Source organism: Mycobacterium sp., assembly GCF_035506235.1.
In the GTDB taxonomy this organism is placed as follows: Bacteria; Actinomycetota; Actinomycetes; order Mycobacteriales; family Mycobacteriaceae; genus Mycobacterium.
In genome coordinates, this window is sequence record NZ_DATJPU010000289.1 from 1 (window position 1) to 17,847 (window position 17,847).

Below are 17,847 nucleotides of genomic sequence, written 5' to 3' on the forward strand. Positions count from 1 at the left end.
CCCAGATCGTGTCGGCTTCCGGGTTGCCATGCACCAAAACGACAGTCACGGCGGCCTCCCTTCAGTGGGTCACGTTGGCGCAGCTCGACTCTGCCAGCAACTGAGGGCCGATGCATAGGCTGATTAGGTTCTGGGCGCGAAGCGGATTAGGCTTGTTCGCGGCCCGTTTCTGACCCAGGAATGCAGACATGCCCATTCAGCCCAGTCTGCGGCAGCCAAACGCATTGCGCCGCAGCCGTACGCGACGTGTCGCTCATCGTGTCAACTGCCCAACGGTCGGTCAGTGCTTCGACATCGAAGTCGCTCGCGATGCGGGCGGGTGGATGATCCGGATTCCCGAGATCGGTGGGCTCGTCGGCGTCGGCCGTCGAGCCGAGGTGGAGCTGGCGGCGCGACGGTGCATCGCGACCCGAACCGGCATCCCGATCGGCTATGTCTCGGTCTTTGTTGCACGCGAGACCGCCCGCACCAAGTGATATAGGCCCTTAGCCCTGCGGTAGCGGGCGGGAACGCACCAGCGTCGGCCACCAGAACCACGGCCCGAGGATTCGCAAGATGCACGGAACCACGAACGAACGCACGATCAGCGTGTCGAGCAGCAGGCCGATGCACACGGTCGAACCCACCTGACCGATGGTTCTGAGATCGCTGGTGAGCATCGCCAGCATGGTGAACGCGAACACCAAACCCGCGGAGGTCACCACGCCGCCCGTGCTCCCGAGCGCGCGGATGAGGCCGGTGTGGATCCCGGCGTGCAGCTCCTCTTTGACGCGGAGGATCAACAGCAGGTTGTAGTCCGAACCCACCGCCACCAGGATGATGAAGGTGAGCGGCAATATCAGCCAGTACAGGGGCAAGCCGATGAGGTGCTGCCAGACGAGTATGGAGAGCCCGAACGCTCCGGCGTACGAGAAGGCCACCGTGCTGGGGATGACCAAGGCGGCCATCAGACTTCGCGTCAGGAACAACATGATCAAGAAGATCAGCACGAAGGCGGCGATCGCCACGATAAGCAGATCGGACGCGGCGTATTCCTTGATGTCCTTGTTGGTCGATCCCGAACCGCCGATATAGACTTTCGCGCCCGCCAGCGAGGTTTCTTTGAGCGCCGTGGTTATCGCCGTGGGGAACTGTTCGACATGCTGCACGCCATCCGGGCCATTGGCGTCCCCCTCGTGGGTGACGATGATCCGGGCGGCCTGGCCGTCCGGCGACATCAGGAGTTGCATACCGGTCTTGACGTCGTCGTTGTCGAAACCTTCTCTGGGGATGTAGAAGAAGTCATCGCTGCGGGACTGGTCGAAGTCGAGGCCCACATTGATCTGGTCGAAGAATGTTTGGTCGGTCTGTGTGGTCTGCAGGGACGACTGGCCGTAGGTGCTGACCAAAAGAGAGGCCAGAGCCTCCGAGTCGTCGGCCGTGAGTTTCAGCTGCACTATTATTTGTGGCACGATCTTGTCCATGGCCTCGAGGGAGGTTTTGGCGTCGTTGATATCAGCGGCCAAATGGTCGATGTTGTCGAGCGTATCGAACAACGATCTGAATGCCCAGCACATGGGAATGTCGAAACAGTGGCGCTCCCAATAGAAATAGCTCTTGACCGGGCGGAAGAAATCGTCGAAATTTGAGATTTCCTGATTCATCTCATCGGTGACCTTTTGCAGATCCTCGACGGTGAGAACGGTCTTGTGCAATTCATCCGACAAGTTCTGGAAGTAGTCGATCTCTTTCCGCGTGACCTCGACGGTGTGCGTAGTGATCAGTGCCTGCTGGTTTGTATTAGCGTTTTGCTGCTTGTTGAAGGGGAGCTGTTGACCGTTCCCGCTGCCTTGTGTGGTGAACAGGTAGGGGATGGTGGCGTGTTCCAAAGCTCGGCCCATGGGCCTGGTGATGCTTTGCACCATCGCGACGCCGGGGAGGCGCTCGAGGGCCTTGGCCGCCCTGTCCAGCGAGATGAAATCAGCCGAGTTTCGCATGTCGTGGTCCGACTCGATCATGAGCATCTCGGAGAACAGCTTGCTCTTCGGGAAGTGCCGATCCGCCGCCGCGAAACCCTGATTGGCGGGGCCACTGCTCGGTTGGTACTGACGGTCGTCGTAGTTCTGCCGGTACGTCGGCACGAAGATTGCCCCGAACACGACGGCCGCGGCACTGGCCACCAGGATCGGCACCGGCCACCGGACCACACTCGTCCCGATCCGGCGATACAGAGTCGCCTTGGCCTTGCTTTTCGGGTCGAAGAGCCCGAAAAGACTGCCCACGGTCAAGAATGCCGGGCCGAGCGTCAGCGCTGCCGTGATCGTAAACAGCATGGCGATAGCGACGGCCGGCCCCATGGTGTGGAAGTAGTTGAGTCGCGCGAAAGTCAAGCAGTAACACGCCCCCGCGATCGTCAGCCCCGAGCCAAGGATGACCGGCGTGACACCCTTATATGCGGTGTAAAACGCCTCCTCTCTGCTTTCGCCGTCGTGTCGCGCCTCGTGATAGCGGCCCATCAAGAAGATGCCGTAATCCGTCCCTGCTCCGAGGGTCAGCGCGACGACGATGTTTACCGCGAATGACGAGAGCTCGATGTACCCGAGATGTCCGAGGGTTGCGATGACCCCCTTCGCGACCAGCAGCTCGAACAGCACTCCCGCCAATGGCACGAACAGGGTGACGATGGAGCGGTACACGAGCAGCAACATCCCGGTGATCAGGAAGATCGTCACGATCGTGATGTTGTTCAGGCTTGAATTCGCGATGGCCACCGTGTCCTTGGCGAGCGGGGCTGCGCCGCTGACGTAGACCTTGAGCCCGGGCGGAGGCGGGTCCTTGGCGACGATATCCCGAACGGCGGCAACGGACTCGTTCGCTTGCATTTGGCCGATATCGCCCGCGAGACGCAACAGCACGTACGCGCACTTGCCGTCGAGGCTCTGCGCCCCCGCCGCGGTGATCGGCTTCCCCCACAGATCCATGACGTACTGCACATGCTTGGGGTCTTGCTTGAACCGGCGCATCAAGTCGTCGTAGTACCGATGATCCACGTCGCCCAGCGGCCGGTTGGCTTCCAGCACGATCATGGCCAAGCTGGTCGAATTGGACTCGTGGAACTTCGAACCGATGGCCAGCAACGCCCGCTGCGACGGCGCGTAGTGCGGGACCACCGGTCCCGCGAGCTCTTCGGCGACCCTCTCTACCTGCGGCATAAAGGTGTTCGTCGACACCGCGAGAAGGGCCCAAAATGCGATGATCGGTATCGCGAAGACACGGACCATTCTCGGGACGAAGGGTCGTCTCGGCCGAGGCTCCGCCTGATGCTCGCTCATGCGGACTTCACCAGGCAAAAGACGTGTGCATCCTGATGGTTATCCGACTGTTCCGCGCGGACAACGTCATTCACCCGCAGCCGGCAGCCGACCTGACCACCATGAACCTGCGCAGAGATGCTGCCGGACACGACGGTGAGCGTGGTCGTCTCCGTGTGCGACCACGGCAAGGTCGTGAGGTCAACCTGATGCGGATGCCCATCGATGTCCACCCACACGAGCATCCCCCCTTGCCCAACAGAGCCGAACAACTCATACGTGAGCCGTTTGATACTGAACTCCGGCGGCGCTGCCGGTTCATTGACGGTAATGACAGGCGGGGGATTGGAGAACTGGTGCACCTTCCACATGCCCACCGCACCCACGCCGACCACAACAACGGCAACCAAAGGCATCCAGACCCGCGCCAACACTGTCCTGCCGACTGAACGAGGGCTCATTCGATCACCTCTCGGAACTCGGTCCGGACATCGTCTTCTCCCCCCAGCTCCCGGCCTCGGGCACATGCAGATAGTAGACGGCCATGTACCCAAAGCGCATCGTGCAAAGAGTATCGGTACTCCGGCCGGAACGCGACCAGGGGAGGCCTGCGTCGTACCGACGTGCCAGGTGCCTCGGGTTGGTTCAGGACATCTTCCGCAGACGCCTTTTCAACCTCGCGCTGCGGAGAATCTGGGTCGTCAAATTTAGGGAGGCCAACATGGGGAACACCCCGAGAAATGTCCGCTCGGAGGGAGTGGCTCCGTGCAGGTGGTAAAGACTGCCGAAAACATAAAAACAGCCCACCGAGAACAATGCGCAGGGGATGCATAACGTCATCAAGGAGCTGCGATCGGCCGTGAGTTGCTTCGCATAATCCAACTCGTCTCGCGACATTGGCTGGCGTTTGCGCACTTTGGTCAGCACCGTTTTGGCACTCCCGATTTCTTCCCTTATCGGCGTGGTCGCTCGATCGCCGAGCCGCTTCACGTATACGCCGGCGATGGCCGCGAACACCAATGCCAACGCGAGGGCGACTACGGTCAGGAAACCAAACAATGCCGAACTCATGTGGCGCCTCCGTCGCTCCGCCGCCGAACCATGGGGCGTTACCGCCAGCCCGCGGGTAGGTCGGTGATGTGATTGGGACAGTATTGCTGGGCGGCCTCAGACATGATATTCCGCGCGTCCTCGGCCGACATCCTGGCGCGCAGCTGCATGAAAGCGTATTCGGCTGGCAGGTAACCCGATTCGGGTCCGGCCGGATCGTCCATCAGCTGGCAGGCTTCCTTCTCCTGGCTGCTGTCGGCTCGCGCCATGCCCACGCCGATACCCGAGCCGAACAGCGAGGCCAGTCCAACCAGCCCACGAACGGTGATCTTCGTGATGCTCACTGGTGTTCACCTTCACTCGCACGCCTTGCGGGCCCAGTGTAAGGCCCTGCGTTCGCCGCGGGACTCTACGAGCTTCGCCAAACTGGTCGCAGCCCCCCGCGTCATTGCCGAGAATGGTCCAGATGGCGGTGATGCAGGTTGTTGCTGACGAGCTGGCGTCGGCCGCTGAGGACGTCGGCAGGATCGGTGCCGCGCTCGAAGAGGCCAATGCAGTCGCGGCGCTGCGGACGAGCAGCGTCCCGCCAGCCGGGGCCGATGAGGTCAGTGCGGCGATCACACCGCTGTTCATCAATCAATCGAGGATCTATCGGGATCTGGCGGCGGAGGGCCAAGCTTTCGAGCAGCGGTTCATGCAACTGCTGGGTGCGGCGGACGTCGTCTACATCGAGACCGAGCAGGCCGCGCAGCAGGCGCTGCGCGACGCGGTCGGCGGGTTGGAATCACCCCTGATCTCGTTCGCTGCGCAGGCCGAGAACCCCGCTCCCACCAGCATCCCGCCGCTGATCGTGCCGCAAAACGGGTCGGTGGCGCTGATCGTCGGCGGCACCACGTTCCCCCTGCCGAATGCAAAGTATGTCGGGTCGATCGTGACCGACTTCCTTAACAACCCGACGCTGTCGCCACTCACCGGTGCGCTGGGGCAGTCCATTTACACGCCGGAGCAGTTCTGGCCGCTCACACCGCAACTCGGCAACCTGACGCTGGGCCAGTCGGTGTCCCAGGGCGTGCAGTTGCTCAACGCCGCCATCAACACCGAACTCGCGGCTGGCAACAAGGTGATCGTCTACGGCACCTCACAAAGTTCCCTTGTGTCCACCAACGAGATCCGAAACCTCATGGCGATGGCCAATCCGCCCGATCCCGGCACGCTGTCGTTCTTCCTGACCGGTAACCCCGGCAACCCCGACGGGGGGTTCTTCGAACGGTTCACCGGCCTGTACATTCCGTTCTTCGACGTGCTGATGAATGGCGCGACGCCCCCCAACTCGCCGTACCCCACGGTGATCTTCACCGACCAGTACGACATGGTGGCCAACTTCCCGCGGTACGTGCTCAACCCGGTCAGCGACCTGAACGCGGTCATGGGGTTCCTGCTCTTCCACGGGCAGCACGACTACGTCGACCTGACACCGATGCAGATTGCCAACGCGAACCAGCTGCCGACGTCGCCCGGCTACACCGGCGCCACCACCTACTACGAGCTGCTGACGCAGAACCTGCCGCTGGTCACGCCGCTGCGCACGGACCTGCCCGCCCCGTACGGCAACGCGCTGGCCGACCTGCTGCAGCCGGACCTGCGGGTGATTGCCGACATGGGTTACGGGTCAGGGGAGTACGCCAACATTCCCACCCCCGCCAGCCTGTTCGAACTGCCGAACCCGTTCACCATCGTGCCGGATTTGGTGCACGGAGCGGTGCAGGGGCCGCAGGCGGCGCTGGTCGACCTCGGCCTGCTGCCGCCTTCGATGATGCCGACCGGGTACCCGTTCAATCCGGTGCTCGACCCCGGCCTGAACTTCCCGCTGCCGCAGTCGCCGGTCTCCGGGGTCTCGCTGCTGACCGGTTTCGAGGGCCGGTTGATGCGCGCGCTGGGCTTCGTTCCGAGTTGGGACAGCTGACTTAGGCGTTGCAGAACGACTCGCCACCGACTTTCTCAGGTCAGGTGGACGTCGCTGATGTCGATGGACACCATGAGCTCGTCGGCCAGCACGCGGCCGCTCTCATCGCAGCGGTATGCCCGGCGCTTCGATGACAGCTTGATTCCCTGCGACTCCACGATGTCGTAGACGTACTGGATCGCCGAGAACCCGCCGGCGACATCGACACGGTAGTCGTGGCGGCGCAGGAGGAAATCGCTGCCGAAGTAGAACTCCTGCAAGGTGCTGTGGCTGGCGAATTCGTCCGGGAAGCGCGCTTGCAGTCCGAACCAGCGCTCACCATGGTCCTCGATCGGGTCGATCTCGGCGACGGTGAAACCGGGCAGCGTCATAAAGAACGGAGTGGTCAAATACGTCCACAGTGCGTAGCCGTTGAAGTAGGCGCGCTGCAACGGATCCCACGGTGTCGTGAGGTCATGGCCAGCGAACGATTCCCGCGGGTTGACCCGTTCGGCGACCAGGCTGCCGTCAAGCTTTTCGATGGCGACGCGTTGCGGCGTGAAGTCGGTTTTCTGGTCTGGCGCACCGAACGGTTGTACGGAAGCCCATTCGCGTTGGAGCGCAACGATCATCCTTCGCGGCGTGGGATCTTGCGGTTGGCCCTTGATCTCCCATAGCCTGCCGCCGCTGACGATGGTCGCCTCCATCGAGCTGAATTGACGCCAGCGATCAAGCCCTCCGTGCGCGACGAGCACGGCGTCGAGCAGACCGGTTTTGGCCTCATCGGACATCGCTCGATCATAGGGCTCATCCGATGCAATCGTTGCGTCCCAGCGTGTCCCTGCCAGTACCAGGATTAACCGGGATCGGTTGCGGATCCGTTCGACGGAGTTTCGAACTCGTGGGGCGCGCTCATGGTGGCGGCATCGCGCCAAACTCTTACGAGAGGAAAAACTCATGTCCGTCAACCACTTTCACGCGGCGACCACCTCGACGCCCGAGCAATTCATTGCCGGGCTCACCGATTTCGGACCCGGCCGGTCGAAGGTCTTCAAGAACAGCGCCGATTCGTATCTGATGGTGCACAGCCACGGCCCTCATCAGGCCGACGTCACCGAGGGCTCGGGCGGCATCTGGGAACGGCTGCTTTGCGACCGGTCCGACCCCAGCCAGGTCAAGCTCACGACCATCGACTCCAACGTGTTCGGCGGCGCATCGGGCTACACCTATACCCTCACGCCGCGATCCGACGGAACGACCGACGTCGACGTCGTCATCGTTCGTGAGGGCAAGAACTTCAGGGGACGGGTGCTGTCGGGTCTGCTTGGCACCGTCGCCAAGCGCTCCTTGGGCAAGTGGTTCTCCAACAGCGTCAAGGCTATTGAAGCCCGGAGCGTGCTGAAGGTCCATTGAGGGTGGCGATTGCCGCCTTCATCGTCGACCTCCCCGCTAGCAGCCGCGTGCTGCTGTTCCTCAGCGGCGCGCTGTCGGTCGCGTTGGGCGTGTTCGCCTTCCACGACTTCAATCACGGCGCCGCCGTGTGGGTGCTGGCCACCTGGATTGGCGTCGGATTCCTCTTCCAAGGTGTCGCACAGACCGTGTTGGCGATCAACCACAAGGAATTGCCCGAACGCGGCTGGCACGTCTTCATGGGCCTGCTGAGCGTGTTCGCCGGCATGGTGGTCGTTGTCTGGCCGATCAGCTCGATCGTGGTTCTTGCCATCGTCACCGGGATATGGCTGATCGTCATCGGGACCACGCAAATCGTGTGGGCCTTAAAGGCGCGCAAGGCCGGCGCCGAGGTCGAGCACGTTGTCGACACGTTGAAGTCGAGCGTCGTCGGCTAACTCACCGTTCGGCGGGCTGAGGCCCGGTGAGCGTGTCTCAGCCCGCCGAACACCACGCAAGGACTCACCATGATGACCCCGCCGCGCCTGGCCGATCGGATCGCCGCAATCGCCGGCTCCGTGGATCTCTCTGGATTCACCCCATACTTTTCCCCTGTGATGTTTGGCCTAAAACGAGAACCTCTGGCCAACAATGACTCTGATGATCTCAGTCGTCGCGATCTTGCTTACGGTGGTGCTCGTAGTCGCAGGCCCAACAGTGTACCGTGACGGCGAAGCTGTCACTGACCGTCAGCCGCCGTCTCTGCAACATGCCGCGGGAAGCCATCGGTGGTCCAGGGATGGCGCGGTTGCTCGAATTGCTGTCCGGCGGTGGACAGTTGGTTAGCCATTCCCGGGCCAGCGACGAACCCATGTGGGTGGACACCTCGACACTGGTCGGCAAGCACCTCGCCGTCCGCGGATTCTTTGTCGGCGACTACGACTACCGCGACAAGGTGGTGCCTGTCATTCGGGAGGCGGCACCGCTGGTGGCTGACGGCGCACTCGTTGTCCCGGTGGCCGGCGGGTACCCGCTGGAGCACATCCAGGACGCAGTGCAACATCTCCTCCGTGGCGGCAAGATCCTGCTAAACGTGGCGGGGCGATGATAGCGCCCGCGCGGCGGGCGGCTGGGGATTCGCCACTTTCGTGAGACAACGCGAGACAAAGTTGTTCGCCACGAGCTGAGAACTCCCACGCCGCAGACGCTTCCGCTCAGCCGACCCCGGGCAGCCGGGCAACCTCACTGACCGCCGCCCACTCCGAATCGTGCTGATCGCTGATCAGTGCAACCATCCGAACCGCGCGCTCACGCAGCTCCGGCGGGTACCTTCTCGACGAACCACCTGATATGACCCGAACCTTGCCAAGAAGTGGAGGCTCCGGACATGCTGGGGCGGCTCAACGTGGCCAAACTCGCGTCTACCGATAAGCTCTCCACACCATCCGCACCGTTAGTACCGCACGCAAGCCAATGATTGCGGTGGCAATTGTCAGCGTTGACCAGGTCAGCACCTGACTCACAGGGGTTCGGCGCGGCAATAGCCCAGTGGCCCATGGTGTTCGCCGTTGAGGCTACCGGAAAGCTGAACGACCAAAATGAGATCGTGAATGGCCGGCGAAAGTAGTCGGGCAGGATGAAAAGTTGGATCAGCGCCATCATGGCCAGCACGGCCGCCAGGCCGATCCCGAAAGTGGTGACTCGGTTGGCGTTCAAGCCGAACCACGCGATGCTTGCCGTCGCAGGAGGAACCATCAATACCGCCAGGGTCGGGAAACGCGCATCACTGAGCCGTTGTTCGGTCACGTCACCCCGAAGTACACACCCACTACGAAGAGCCCCTGCGCCAGGGCATGCCAGCCGTTGGCCTGCAACGAGATACACGCAATGAACGGACCACCAATGACAGGCAGCGAAAATCCCGGATGTATGGCGTGACGATCACGCGGAGTCGTAATCCAGTGCGCCACCAAGGCGGCCGTACCGACTGCCCACGCCGTGGCCAGCGCCAGATCAAGTATGCGGCACCCCGGAATTTGCGAGGTGCGGGCCAGCAGCAACAGCGGAATCAACGGAATGTAACCCGAGGCGAAGCCCTGCTCCGGGTGACGCATGTCCGCGATGAATGCCCGTGGAAGCCCGCCGCCCTTCAGCACATACATCACCGTGACGGTGATCCACGCGGCCAGACTCAGAACCGACAACGTCACCGCAGGCCAGGCGGGCGCTCCCAGCGCGACGGCCGTGCGCCACGATCCGCCCAGACCACCTAAGCCCAAGGCAATCGGATACCAACGCAACCATTCGGCGCGGCCGGCGATCACCCAGGTCGACGTCGAGCTGTCCGCCGACGTCATCGATGCTGCGGCGCTGCGGATGCTGGTTGTCACGGTTCTACTTTCTGGTGGGAATTTTGAGTGAGTTCATAGCCTTATCGGTGACGATCAGCGCCACATGAGAGACGCGAATTCCTGGCGATGCGTCACCAGCCCAACCCTGTGTATCGTGCTACACACACACGGGTGGCCTTCATGCTGGTCCGCCGGAAGCGCTCACCGTGCTTTACCAGAGTGGTTCCGCGGTTATCTGAAGCCATGCTCTGAATTCCCGTTGCTCACGGCGTCTTTCTGCGCGTGCGGCGCTTAACCGATTAACCCTGGTTGCACATTGGCCAGTTGCTGGGCGTCGTATTCGCACGCCGGGACCGGTAGTGGCGCTCGTAGCGTCACTGTCGCGTACCCGGCCGACCCAAAGCGCCAGCGGCAGCATTGCCAGCATTCCGCAGGTTGCGATCAGCATTGTTCACTCTTTTCCTCATGCTCACTGATGGATCGCTAGGTGCTAGCCAATGCGGCGGTCGCCGACGGTGACGGGTGGCTTATGTGCGCCGGTCGCTTCCGCTCCCACGGCCAGGTCATCAGTGCCCACACCACGCCGACGATGGCGATCTCTGCCAGTACGTAGGACGGCCAAGGTCCTAAGAAGTCCAGGAGTGAGGCGTTGAGGGGCTTTCTGTTGAGGAAGCCGTAGTCGGTTCCTGCCACCGCATTGAACAAGAAGGTGAACGCCGCCCAGGTCAGGGTCGTGATGACGGCAAAGCGGTAGCTTCGCCAACCCGGCCGCATCCGAAGCCCCCAGGTCAGATAGATGGCGGCCCACACGATGAGCACGTGCAGCGCGAAGAACGTCAGGAAGTCGTGGCAGGGGAAGTCCGGTCCATCGAGATCCGGTGTGATCAACGCCTGCGAGCTCAGCGGAAGACCCCAGTAGTACGTGAGCGCGAAGGCCCACTTGCGCTGCGACCACAAGGCGTAGGCCGACGTGACCTCGGCGAGGTCGCACAGTTGCAGCGGCACCGAATGGGCGATGCTTGGCTGGGTCAGTTTGTAGACCAGGGCCGCGGTGAATATCGCCAAGGTCAACGCTCCCAGCACGCGGCCGAACAGCCGGGCCTGCGGCTCGGACTGGCGGCGTCCGATCCAGACCAGCGCAGCGGACCCGATCGCGAAGACCCCGAGCACCGTCCAATGTGACGAGCCGTAGGCGGAAAACTTTGGCGCCCCAGAGCTCAGCGCCAGATCCGCCGCGGTCGTCGCCAATACCAGCGAATGGGTCATCATCAGTCCTTTCGATCAGATCCGTGAGCATGTAATGCGCTGGCGATATACCCCGCTCAGTCGCGCGACACCAGCGTGTAACCCGCAATACCGAACGTGATGGGAAGCATCGCCAACATCCCGTACATCGCGCTGAGCATCGTTCTCTCCTTACTGCGCAAGCCTTTCCAGGCTGTCGACCCGGCAGTTGATGAGTTTGACCAGGGCCTACGTCAACTATCGGCGCAGCGCGGACCAGGTGGGGATGCCGCCGTTATACCGGTACTGGCAGGGACAGCCTTAGGGATGATCAGGAGGATGGGAACAGCGTGATCGCCGCACCCCACAACGCGCCCGGGTTCACCCGGTTGGGGTGCAGCCGAAGCATCGCCTCGTAGAACATCTCCGCCGATTCCGAGGACTGGAGAAGCCGTCGCGCATCGGTCAGATAACGCCGCGTCGCATGGATCTGCGAAGGATTGTCGAACGCGCCGGGGGCCTTGTGGCCCGCGATGACTGTTGCGGGGTTGAGGAGCTCGGCAGTGTCGAGCGCGGCGAGCCACTCGTCAATCCCGGTGACGCCACCCGATTCGGTCAGGTAGAGGTGCACGCCGTTGTAGACGACGTCACCGGCGACGAGCAGGCCCATGTCGGGGACATGCAGCATCGTCGTGGCATCGGTGTCGGTGTGCCCGACCTCGACGGGATAAAGCGCGACACCGTCGAGTTCGAAACCGCGCTCGTCGACGACGGTCACGTCCAGTTCGCCGGCGGGAAGCTGCCCCGGGAACACCCGATCCCAGAACTCGGCGCGAAACTTCGGGTCGTTCTGCACCTCCATCATCTTCGCCGTCCCTTCCGTCGCCCGCACCGTCGCGCCGGAAAACCTCTTCAGCAGGGGGATTGCGCCGAACCAGTGGTCCCCGTGGCCGTGGGTGACGTAGATCTGCCGCAGCTGGAATCCCGAGGCGACGATCCAGTCACCGATTTCGGCCGCTTGCGCTGTGGTGAGCGGTGGGTCGACCAGCACGGCGTCATCTCGTCCCATGATGAGCGTGGAGGTGATCGGCGACCACATCCGTGTGCTGCCATCGGGGAGGGGCCCGCGCCCGGATTGCGGGATCTGCTTTGTGACAAATACTTTGTGCCGTAATCGCCGCTTCACAGTGTCACCCTTCCGATTGCGTCGGCGAAGTCGAGGATCATCGCCGCGACGGCCCCGGGGTATTCGAAGTGCACCCAATGACCGCCTTCTGCAATGGCTTTGACGTCGGCGTCGGCAAAGCGCTGACCGACCGCATTGACAACCTGCTCGGTCGAGAATGGATCCGCACCGCCGCCGACGATGAGCACAGGGCCGGGGAAGGCACTCATCGCCGGTGCGTGGCTCAGCCCATCGTTCCAGACCTTGACATAGTGGGAGACGACGTCGGGACTGACCGCTGCGCCGATGTCGGCGAGCCGGTCGAGCTGCTCTTCGGCGAGGTTCGGCGCGAGTTCCCCGCGCAAACTGCGCTGGGCAACCCGATCCCCCCCTAGGGCGCCGAACGGCGCGACCACCTCGTCGGGCAGCTGGGTGCCGCCCAGCGGGACCGGGGTCAGTAGCACCAAGCCAGGCACCCGGTCTGGGCGCTGTGCGGCGACGAGCTCGGCGACTTGCGTGCCGAGGCTCTGTCCCACGACGATCACCAGCCCGTCGATTTTCTCGACGATCTCGCCCGCCTCGGCGGCGAGGGATTCCAGCGTCGCACCGCGCGCTTCTCCGACCGATCCGACGCGCGCGCCGAATCCGGGTAGGTCATAGCGCACGGTGCCCACCTCACCGCCAAGACACTCGACCACGCCGTCCCACACCGTTGCGTCATCGAGGAAGCCGTGGATCAACAAAGCCGTGGGTGCACTGGCTGGGATGGCGGGAGTGCGGGTGACGGGGAACCCGTTGAACGGGAGGGTCATTGCACTGGCTCCATCGTGGAGCCCGACGGCGACCATTCGCCCGTGTCGATGGGCGAGTAGTCGGTGCCGCGCCCGTCAAGCCTGCTGGCCCGTTGGGAACCGGCCGCCTCCACGAGCTCTTCGGGAAGCGGGGTGGTGAAAATGTTGTCCACGAGGGTGTATTCGCCCGCGAGCCGACCGAAAACTCCGAGCGCGCCGACGTCGATGCGCCCGCGAGACAGGTACAGATCGTCCCGCACGTGGATGCGCTTGACGCGTCCCCACACGACGTGGTCGGGCAGGGGCGGCATCGGGATGATGCGATCGACGACGCACTCGAAGGAGATCGGAGCGCCGGCGACACGCGGCGCCGAAATAACCTCCGACGCAGCTTTTTCCAGCCCAAGCGCCTCGAACTCGTCAACATCCGAGCCGAATTCGTAGGCCGAGCGATGCACGGCGTCCGCCTGACCGATCGTGGCGATGTTCACCACGAATTCTCCCGTGTCGCGAATGTTGACGAAGGTGTCCTTCAGCGTCACGCCGTCCGAGCGCGGCTGCAAGGTGATCGACAGCACCGGCGGGTACCTGCCGACGACGGTGAAGAACGATACCGGTGCGATATTGCCGACGCCGGTGGTAGAGGCCGTGCTGACCCAGGCGATCGCGCGCGGCAACACACTGCCGATCAGCAGTTTGTAGCTCGACGTGGGATCAAGGTCGTCGGTGTCGATGATCATTTCTGCTCCTGTGGCCAGACATCTTTCAGCGCGTCGCCGCTTGTCGGCGCGGCCTGGATGCCGATCACGCGCCATCCGGCCTGCCCGCGTGTCACCTCGAAGTGAGCGGCAAGTCGCTCGATTTCCGTTCCGTTGCTGCGGCGGCGTGACCAGATCACCTCGATCGCCGCGCCGTTGTCGTGATAGACCTTCACGCTCTGGTCGGGCAAGGCGGTGTATGCGTAGTCCTCGGCCTGCAATCGGCTCTGCATCTGTTGCAGCAGCCCGACCACGGCCGGCTCGTCTGGAATCCACCGGGCGCCCTGGTCGTCTGACCAGTGCAGGGGTACGGCCCAGTAGTCGAGGATGAACTCGGGGCCCCGCGGAATCGTGCCGGCACCGACGCCGACCCAGGTCGGCAGGTAATCGTCCAAGAACCAGCGTGAAACTTCGGCACGCACCGATGAGTGGTTGGTTTGCCCCGACAGCAGCGCCGTGGCGGTGTACCAGACCGGGCCCACGTTGAGCCGGTCCGGGTACAGCGCGACCATCGCGTCGAAATACTCTCGCGGGCTTGGCCTTTGGGTGAGCAGCCGGCGTGCGTTGAGCAGGTATTCGCGGGTCTGCTCGATGATGGCCGGCTCGTCGGGCAGATCCTTGTTCTTGTGGCCCGCCACGACGGCACTCGGCTGCAGCGCCGCGACCTTGTCCAGCGCGGCCAGCCACGCCTCCACTCCGCCGTGGCCACTTTCCAGCAGGTACTGATGCACGCCGTTGTAGGCGACGTCGCCAGCGACGACCAAGCCGATCGACGGCACGTGCAACACGGTGGTGTCGTCGGTATCGGTGTGGCCGACCTCGACGGCCAACAGCTGCTGGCCTTCCAGCTTGATTCCGTCGACGGGAATCGATTGGTACACCACGGGGCTGGGAGGAATCTGGCCGGGGAAGTCGACATCCCACAGCTGGGCACGACCCTCGGTGGCTTGTTGGTGCATCATCGCGATCGTGCCTTCGGTCGCGTAGGCGACGGCGCCCGGAAAACGTTGCAGCAGAAGCTCGGTTCCGAACCAGTGGTCGCCGTGGCCGTGGGTGGCGTAGACGGCGGTCAGGCGCTTGCCGGAGCGTTCGATCCAGTCGCCGATGCTGCTCACCTGCTCGTAGGTGAACGGCGGGTCGACCAGGACCTCGTCGCGCTCGCCGTAGATCAGTGTCGAGGTGACGGGCGACGAGACGATGGGGCTGCCGTCCGGCAGTCGCTGCTCACGTTGGCGCGGCAGGCCGTCGTTGACCATGACTTCGTAGTGCAGTGTCGACACCACATTTCCCTTCTGAATCAGAGCGTTTCGGACTTTGTAAGGTGCTCGGTGAACCACGCGGTCGCGGCACCGCTGGCGTCGGCGAAGCGGGCCAGATACGGGTCGAAGTGCCCGCCGTCGATGGTGACCAGGCCTTTGGGCTGAAGGGCTTGCTCGTAGGCGCTCAGGGCCAAGTCCGCGACCGTGATGGCGTCGTGTAGGCCGACAATCATCAGCAACGGCGTGGGGGAGACGCGCGAGATCCACGTTCCGGGCTCGTACATCCGCGCGGCGCGGGAGGAGCGAAGCGTGACGGTGTTCTCCCAAACACCTTCGGGCACAGCCTGGTTGTAGAACGCAACGGCGTCGGGCGAGCGGTACGCGGCCGGCACGGCGGGGTCGGCGTTCACCACGGCCTGGGTGGCGGGGGGTGCACCGCGGAACCGTTGGCGCTCATCGTCGGCGAACGCCGCTTCCAGGGCGGGAACCTGCTCGGGCGGAACACGTCGCAGGCTCTGCTGATAGCCGCTGATGGTGGGCACCTGGGCGACCACGGCGCGCACCCGCCGGTCGGTGGCTGCCAGGACGATGGCGTGGCCGCCGGCGTAGCTGGTGCCCCACAGGCCGATTCGGTCAGCGTCGACGGCCGGATGGCTCTCCAAGAAAGAGATCGCCCGGCGCCAGTCAGCGATCTGAGCCCACGGGTCGATGTCGAAGCGCGGAGCGCCTTCGCTGGCGCCAAAGCCGCGGTGGTCGTGCACCAGGACGACGAATCCGGCGTCCGCGAATGCCCGGGCGAATCGCTCCAACCCGTGCTCCTTGACCCCGGCGAACCCGTGCGCCATGGTTATTCCCGGGTGCGGCGCCGGTCCGTCCGGGACGAACAGCCAGCCCCGCAGCGTTACGCCTCCCTCGGCGGGAAACTCCACGTCTTGTCGCTGAACCATGAGACCACGATGAATCCGACGCGCACGGGTCGGAAGGCCGCCTTGATCCTGGGACTCGGAGGGCCAGGGTTACGCTGGCCGGATGGCGGCAAAGGCCAACGCGTTGGGCGATTACCTGCGCGCCAGGCGGGAGCAGGTGCAGCCCGCGGACGTCGGGTTGGTGGCAGGGTCCCGCCGACGGGTCGCCGGACTGCGTCGCGAGGAGCTGGCGCTGCTGGCCGGCATCAGCTCCGATTACTACCTCCGGCTCGAGCAGGGCCGCGACAAGAACCCGTCTCCTCAGGTGCTCGATGCGCTCGCGCGGGCGCTGCGGCTCGATGTCAAGGCCACCGAGTACCTGCACCAGCTGGCCAGCCCGACCGCCGGCCGGCGTGATCACTCCGGGATTGAGGTCGCCGCCGACGGCATCGATGAGCTGATAGAGCAGTTTCCGATGCCGGCGATCGTGGCCAGCAGATGCCAGGATGTGCTGGCGGCCAACCGGGTCGCACGTGCGCTGTCGACGGGCTTCACTCCCGGGTGCAACTTCCTGTCGTGGCGGCTTCTGGATCCCGCGGCGCGCGAGCTGTACGTGGAGTGGGACGCGGCGACCGACGTCGCCGTGAGCGGGCTACGCGAAGCGGCCGGCAGCGACCCGGATGACCCGCGCGTGCGGTCGTTGATCGATGAATTGTCCGCCGCCAGTGAGCGATTTCGCGAACTCTGGGCGCGCGCGGACGTCGGGTATCGCCCGGATGTCGTCCACATTCGCCACCCCCAAGTGGGGGATCTGTATCTGCACCCGAACAGGTTCAACATCCCGCACTCCGACGGGCAGCACATGCTGACGTATCGCGCCGATTCCGGCAGTGACAGCGCAAAAGCACTGGACGCGCTGCGGTTGCTCGGCTGAGGCCGAAGCTTGGCTTTTGGCGCCCCTTTACCGTCTTCGCGTTGCCAAGGCCAGCTCGTCAATCGTCTGTACGGGTTAGCGGGACATATCGGCCCGCTACGGATCGAACGTCAGCAGCGGTTTGGCCCCGTGCGCGGGCGCCTCGGCCAAATAGACCGCCTCGCCGAACTTCTCAACGGGGATAGGCTGGCCCTCCGGCACGCGCAACACTCCGGAGTCGGCGAGCTCAACTGTGCGGTCGATCGCTGCGGCCATCCGGTCCTTCGGGGTCTCGGTGAACCAGCGGAACAGCCAGAACCCCCGAACAGTCTTGGTTTCGTAGATCAGTGAGCGCGCGAAGATGGGGATGGTGAGTTTGTCGGGATCGGTTTGGCGGTGCGTGGACAGTGCGCCATAGACGATCAGCTCGCCGTGCGGTGCCAGCGCGCGCGAAACGTCTGCACCCACCTGGCCGCTGACACAATCGATCGCCTTGGACACGCCATCGTGGCCTGCTATGTCGGCCACCCGTTGGGTGAGGTTCTCGTCCTCCGTGCAGATCACTGCGGTGCCGCCCGCCGCGAGGATGTCCTCGACAGCGGAACGGCGGCGGACCACATTGAGGGTCTTGAAGCCGACGTGCGCTCCGAGTTGGATGACCGACTGACCCACGGTGGAACCGGCCGCAGTCTGCAGCAGCCATTCACCCGGCCGAACATCGAGTTCGTCACCGGTCAAGATCACCGCGGTGAGCGGATTGGCGAGAACCTGGGCGGCGGTGGAATCGCTCATGCCGGCGGGAACGGGCAA

Annotated in this window: 20 protein-coding genes and 1 pseudogene; 6 read left to right on the forward strand and 15 right to left on the reverse strand. The window is 63.8% G+C overall.

All coding sequences use genetic code 11. The annotated features are described in order from the left end of the window. The first annotated feature begins 323 nt into the window (after positions 1–323). Positions 324–476 (forward strand): long chain fatty acid-CoA synthetase Faa4p, encoded by a 153-nt coding sequence (locus VMD50_RS27415; protein ID WP_325432711.1) that lies wholly within the window; start codon positions 324–326, stop codon positions 474–476. A gap of 9 nt (positions 477–485) precedes the next feature. On the opposite strand, the gene VMD50_RS27420 is transcribed toward VMD50_RS27415, so the two are convergent. The 4 genes from VMD50_RS27420 to VMD50_RS27435 form a co-directional block, all read right to left on the reverse strand. Next, the gene (locus VMD50_RS27420; RefSeq protein ID WP_325432713.1) at positions 486–3,311 is read right to left on the reverse strand and encodes an MMPL/RND family transporter; all 2,826 of its coding nucleotides are present in this window, start codon (positions 3,309–3,311) and stop codon (positions 486–488) included. Beyond that, positions 3,308–3,706 carry an MmpS family transport accessory protein gene (locus VMD50_RS27425; protein WP_414686194.1) on the reverse strand — a complete coding sequence of 133 codons (399 nt, stop codon included), beginning with the start codon at positions 3,704–3,706 and terminating at the stop codon, positions 3,308–3,310. Before VMD50_RS27425 ends, VMD50_RS27420 begins: the two co-directional genes overlap by 4 nt. Before the next feature lie 229 nt (positions 3,707–3,935). Continuing rightward, on the reverse strand, positions 3,936–4,361 hold the full coding sequence (locus VMD50_RS27430; protein WP_325432717.1) for a hypothetical protein: 426 nt from the start codon (positions 4,359–4,361) through the stop codon (positions 3,936–3,938). A 38-nt stretch (positions 4,362–4,399) separates the two neighbouring features. Beyond that, on the reverse strand, positions 4,400–4,609 hold the full coding sequence (locus tag VMD50_RS27435; protein WP_325432748.1) for a hypothetical protein: 210 nt from the start codon (positions 4,607–4,609) through the stop codon (positions 4,400–4,402). 197 nt (positions 4,610–4,806) lie between these two features. On the opposite strand from VMD50_RS27435, the gene VMD50_RS27440 reads away from it, so the two are divergent. Continuing rightward, a complete protein-coding gene (locus VMD50_RS27440; RefSeq protein ID WP_325432719.1) occupies positions 4,807–6,303 on the forward strand; it encodes a PE family protein in 1,497 nt (498 codons plus the stop codon). Between the two features lie 35 nt (positions 6,304–6,338). Here the strand turns inward: VMD50_RS27440 and VMD50_RS27445 are convergent, their stop codons facing one another. Next, complete coding sequence (locus VMD50_RS27445) at positions 6,339–7,073, reverse strand: hypothetical protein (protein ID WP_325432721.1); 735 nt, start codon at positions 7,071–7,073, stop codon at positions 6,339–6,341. 166 nt (positions 7,074–7,239) lie between these two features. Here VMD50_RS27445 and VMD50_RS27450 point away from each other — a divergent pair, with 166 nt between their 5' ends. The 3 genes from VMD50_RS27450 (at position 7,240) to VMD50_RS27460 (ending at position 8,779) form a co-directional block, all read left to right on the forward strand. Continuing rightward, a complete protein-coding gene (locus tag VMD50_RS27450) occupies positions 7,240–7,695 on the forward strand; it encodes a hypothetical protein (RefSeq protein ID WP_325432723.1) in 456 nt (151 codons plus the stop codon). A gap of 2 nt (positions 7,696–7,697) precedes the next feature. After that, entirely contained in the window at positions 7,698–8,129 is a 432-nt protein-coding gene (locus tag VMD50_RS27455) for an HdeD family acid-resistance protein (RefSeq protein WP_325432725.1), read from the forward strand. 266 nt (positions 8,130–8,395) lie between these two features. Then, positions 8,396–8,779 (forward strand): zinc-binding dehydrogenase, encoded by a 384-nt coding sequence (locus tag VMD50_RS27460; protein WP_325432727.1) that lies wholly within the window; start codon positions 8,396–8,398, stop codon positions 8,777–8,779. 109 nt (positions 8,780–8,888) lie between these two features. Here VMD50_RS27460 and VMD50_RS27465 read toward each other — a convergent pair. From VMD50_RS27465 to VMD50_RS27505, 9 genes and pseudogenes are all read right to left on the reverse strand, one after another. Then, positions 8,889–9,023 (reverse strand): annotated as a pseudogene (locus tag VMD50_RS27465) (IS3-like element IS987 family transposase); the annotation flags it as partial. Further along, complete coding sequence (locus VMD50_RS27470) at positions 8,980–9,477, reverse strand: hypothetical protein (RefSeq protein WP_325432728.1); 498 nt, start codon at positions 9,475–9,477, stop codon at positions 8,980–8,982. The gene VMD50_RS27470 and the pseudogene VMD50_RS27465, both read right to left, overlap by 44 nt. Then, a complete protein-coding gene (locus VMD50_RS27475) occupies positions 9,474–10,061 on the reverse strand; it encodes an SLAC1 family transporter (RefSeq protein WP_325432730.1) in 588 nt (195 codons plus the stop codon). The genes VMD50_RS27470 and VMD50_RS27475 overlap by 4 nt, the downstream gene beginning before the upstream one ends. 444 nt (positions 10,062–10,505) lie before the next feature. Beyond that, entirely contained in the window at positions 10,506–11,288 is a 783-nt protein-coding gene (locus tag VMD50_RS27480; RefSeq protein ID WP_325432732.1) for a YwaF family protein, read from the reverse strand. A gap of 289 nt (positions 11,289–11,577) precedes the next feature. Further along, positions 11,578–12,345: an MBL fold metallo-hydrolase gene (locus VMD50_RS27485; protein WP_325432734.1), complete on the reverse strand. Its 768-nt coding sequence runs from the start codon at positions 12,343–12,345 to the stop codon at positions 11,578–11,580. 83 nt (positions 12,346–12,428) lie between these two features. Beyond that, positions 12,429–13,223 carry an alpha/beta fold hydrolase gene (locus VMD50_RS27490; RefSeq protein WP_325432736.1) on the reverse strand — a complete coding sequence of 265 codons (795 nt, stop codon included), beginning with the start codon at positions 13,221–13,223 and terminating at the stop codon, positions 12,429–12,431. Continuing rightward, positions 13,220–14,017, reverse strand: a complete 798-nt coding sequence (locus VMD50_RS27495) for a flavin reductase family protein (RefSeq protein WP_325432738.1) — start codon at positions 14,015–14,017, stop codon at positions 13,220–13,222. The genes VMD50_RS27490 and VMD50_RS27495 overlap by 4 nt, the downstream gene beginning before the upstream one ends. After that, positions 13,939–15,240, reverse strand: coding sequence for an MBL fold metallo-hydrolase (locus VMD50_RS27500; protein ID WP_325432740.1), 1,302 nt, complete (start codon positions 15,238–15,240; stop codon positions 13,939–13,941). Before VMD50_RS27500 ends, VMD50_RS27495 begins: the two co-directional genes overlap by 79 nt. Before the next feature lie 17 nt (positions 15,241–15,257). Continuing rightward, on the reverse strand, positions 15,258–16,166 hold the full coding sequence (locus VMD50_RS27505; RefSeq protein WP_325432742.1) for an alpha/beta hydrolase: 909 nt from the start codon (positions 16,164–16,166) through the stop codon (positions 15,258–15,260). 82 nt (positions 16,167–16,248) lie between these two features. Here VMD50_RS27505 and VMD50_RS27510 point away from each other — a divergent pair, with 82 nt between their 5' ends. Beyond that, positions 16,249–17,058, forward strand: a complete 810-nt coding sequence (locus VMD50_RS27510; protein WP_325432744.1) for a helix-turn-helix domain-containing protein — start codon at positions 16,249–16,251, stop codon at positions 17,056–17,058. A gap of 96 nt (positions 17,059–17,154) precedes the next feature. Here the strand turns inward: VMD50_RS27510 and VMD50_RS27515 are convergent. After that, positions 17,155–17,847 (reverse strand): zinc-dependent alcohol dehydrogenase family protein (locus VMD50_RS27515; RefSeq protein WP_325432746.1); only part of this gene is annotated, 693 nt, incomplete at its 5' end.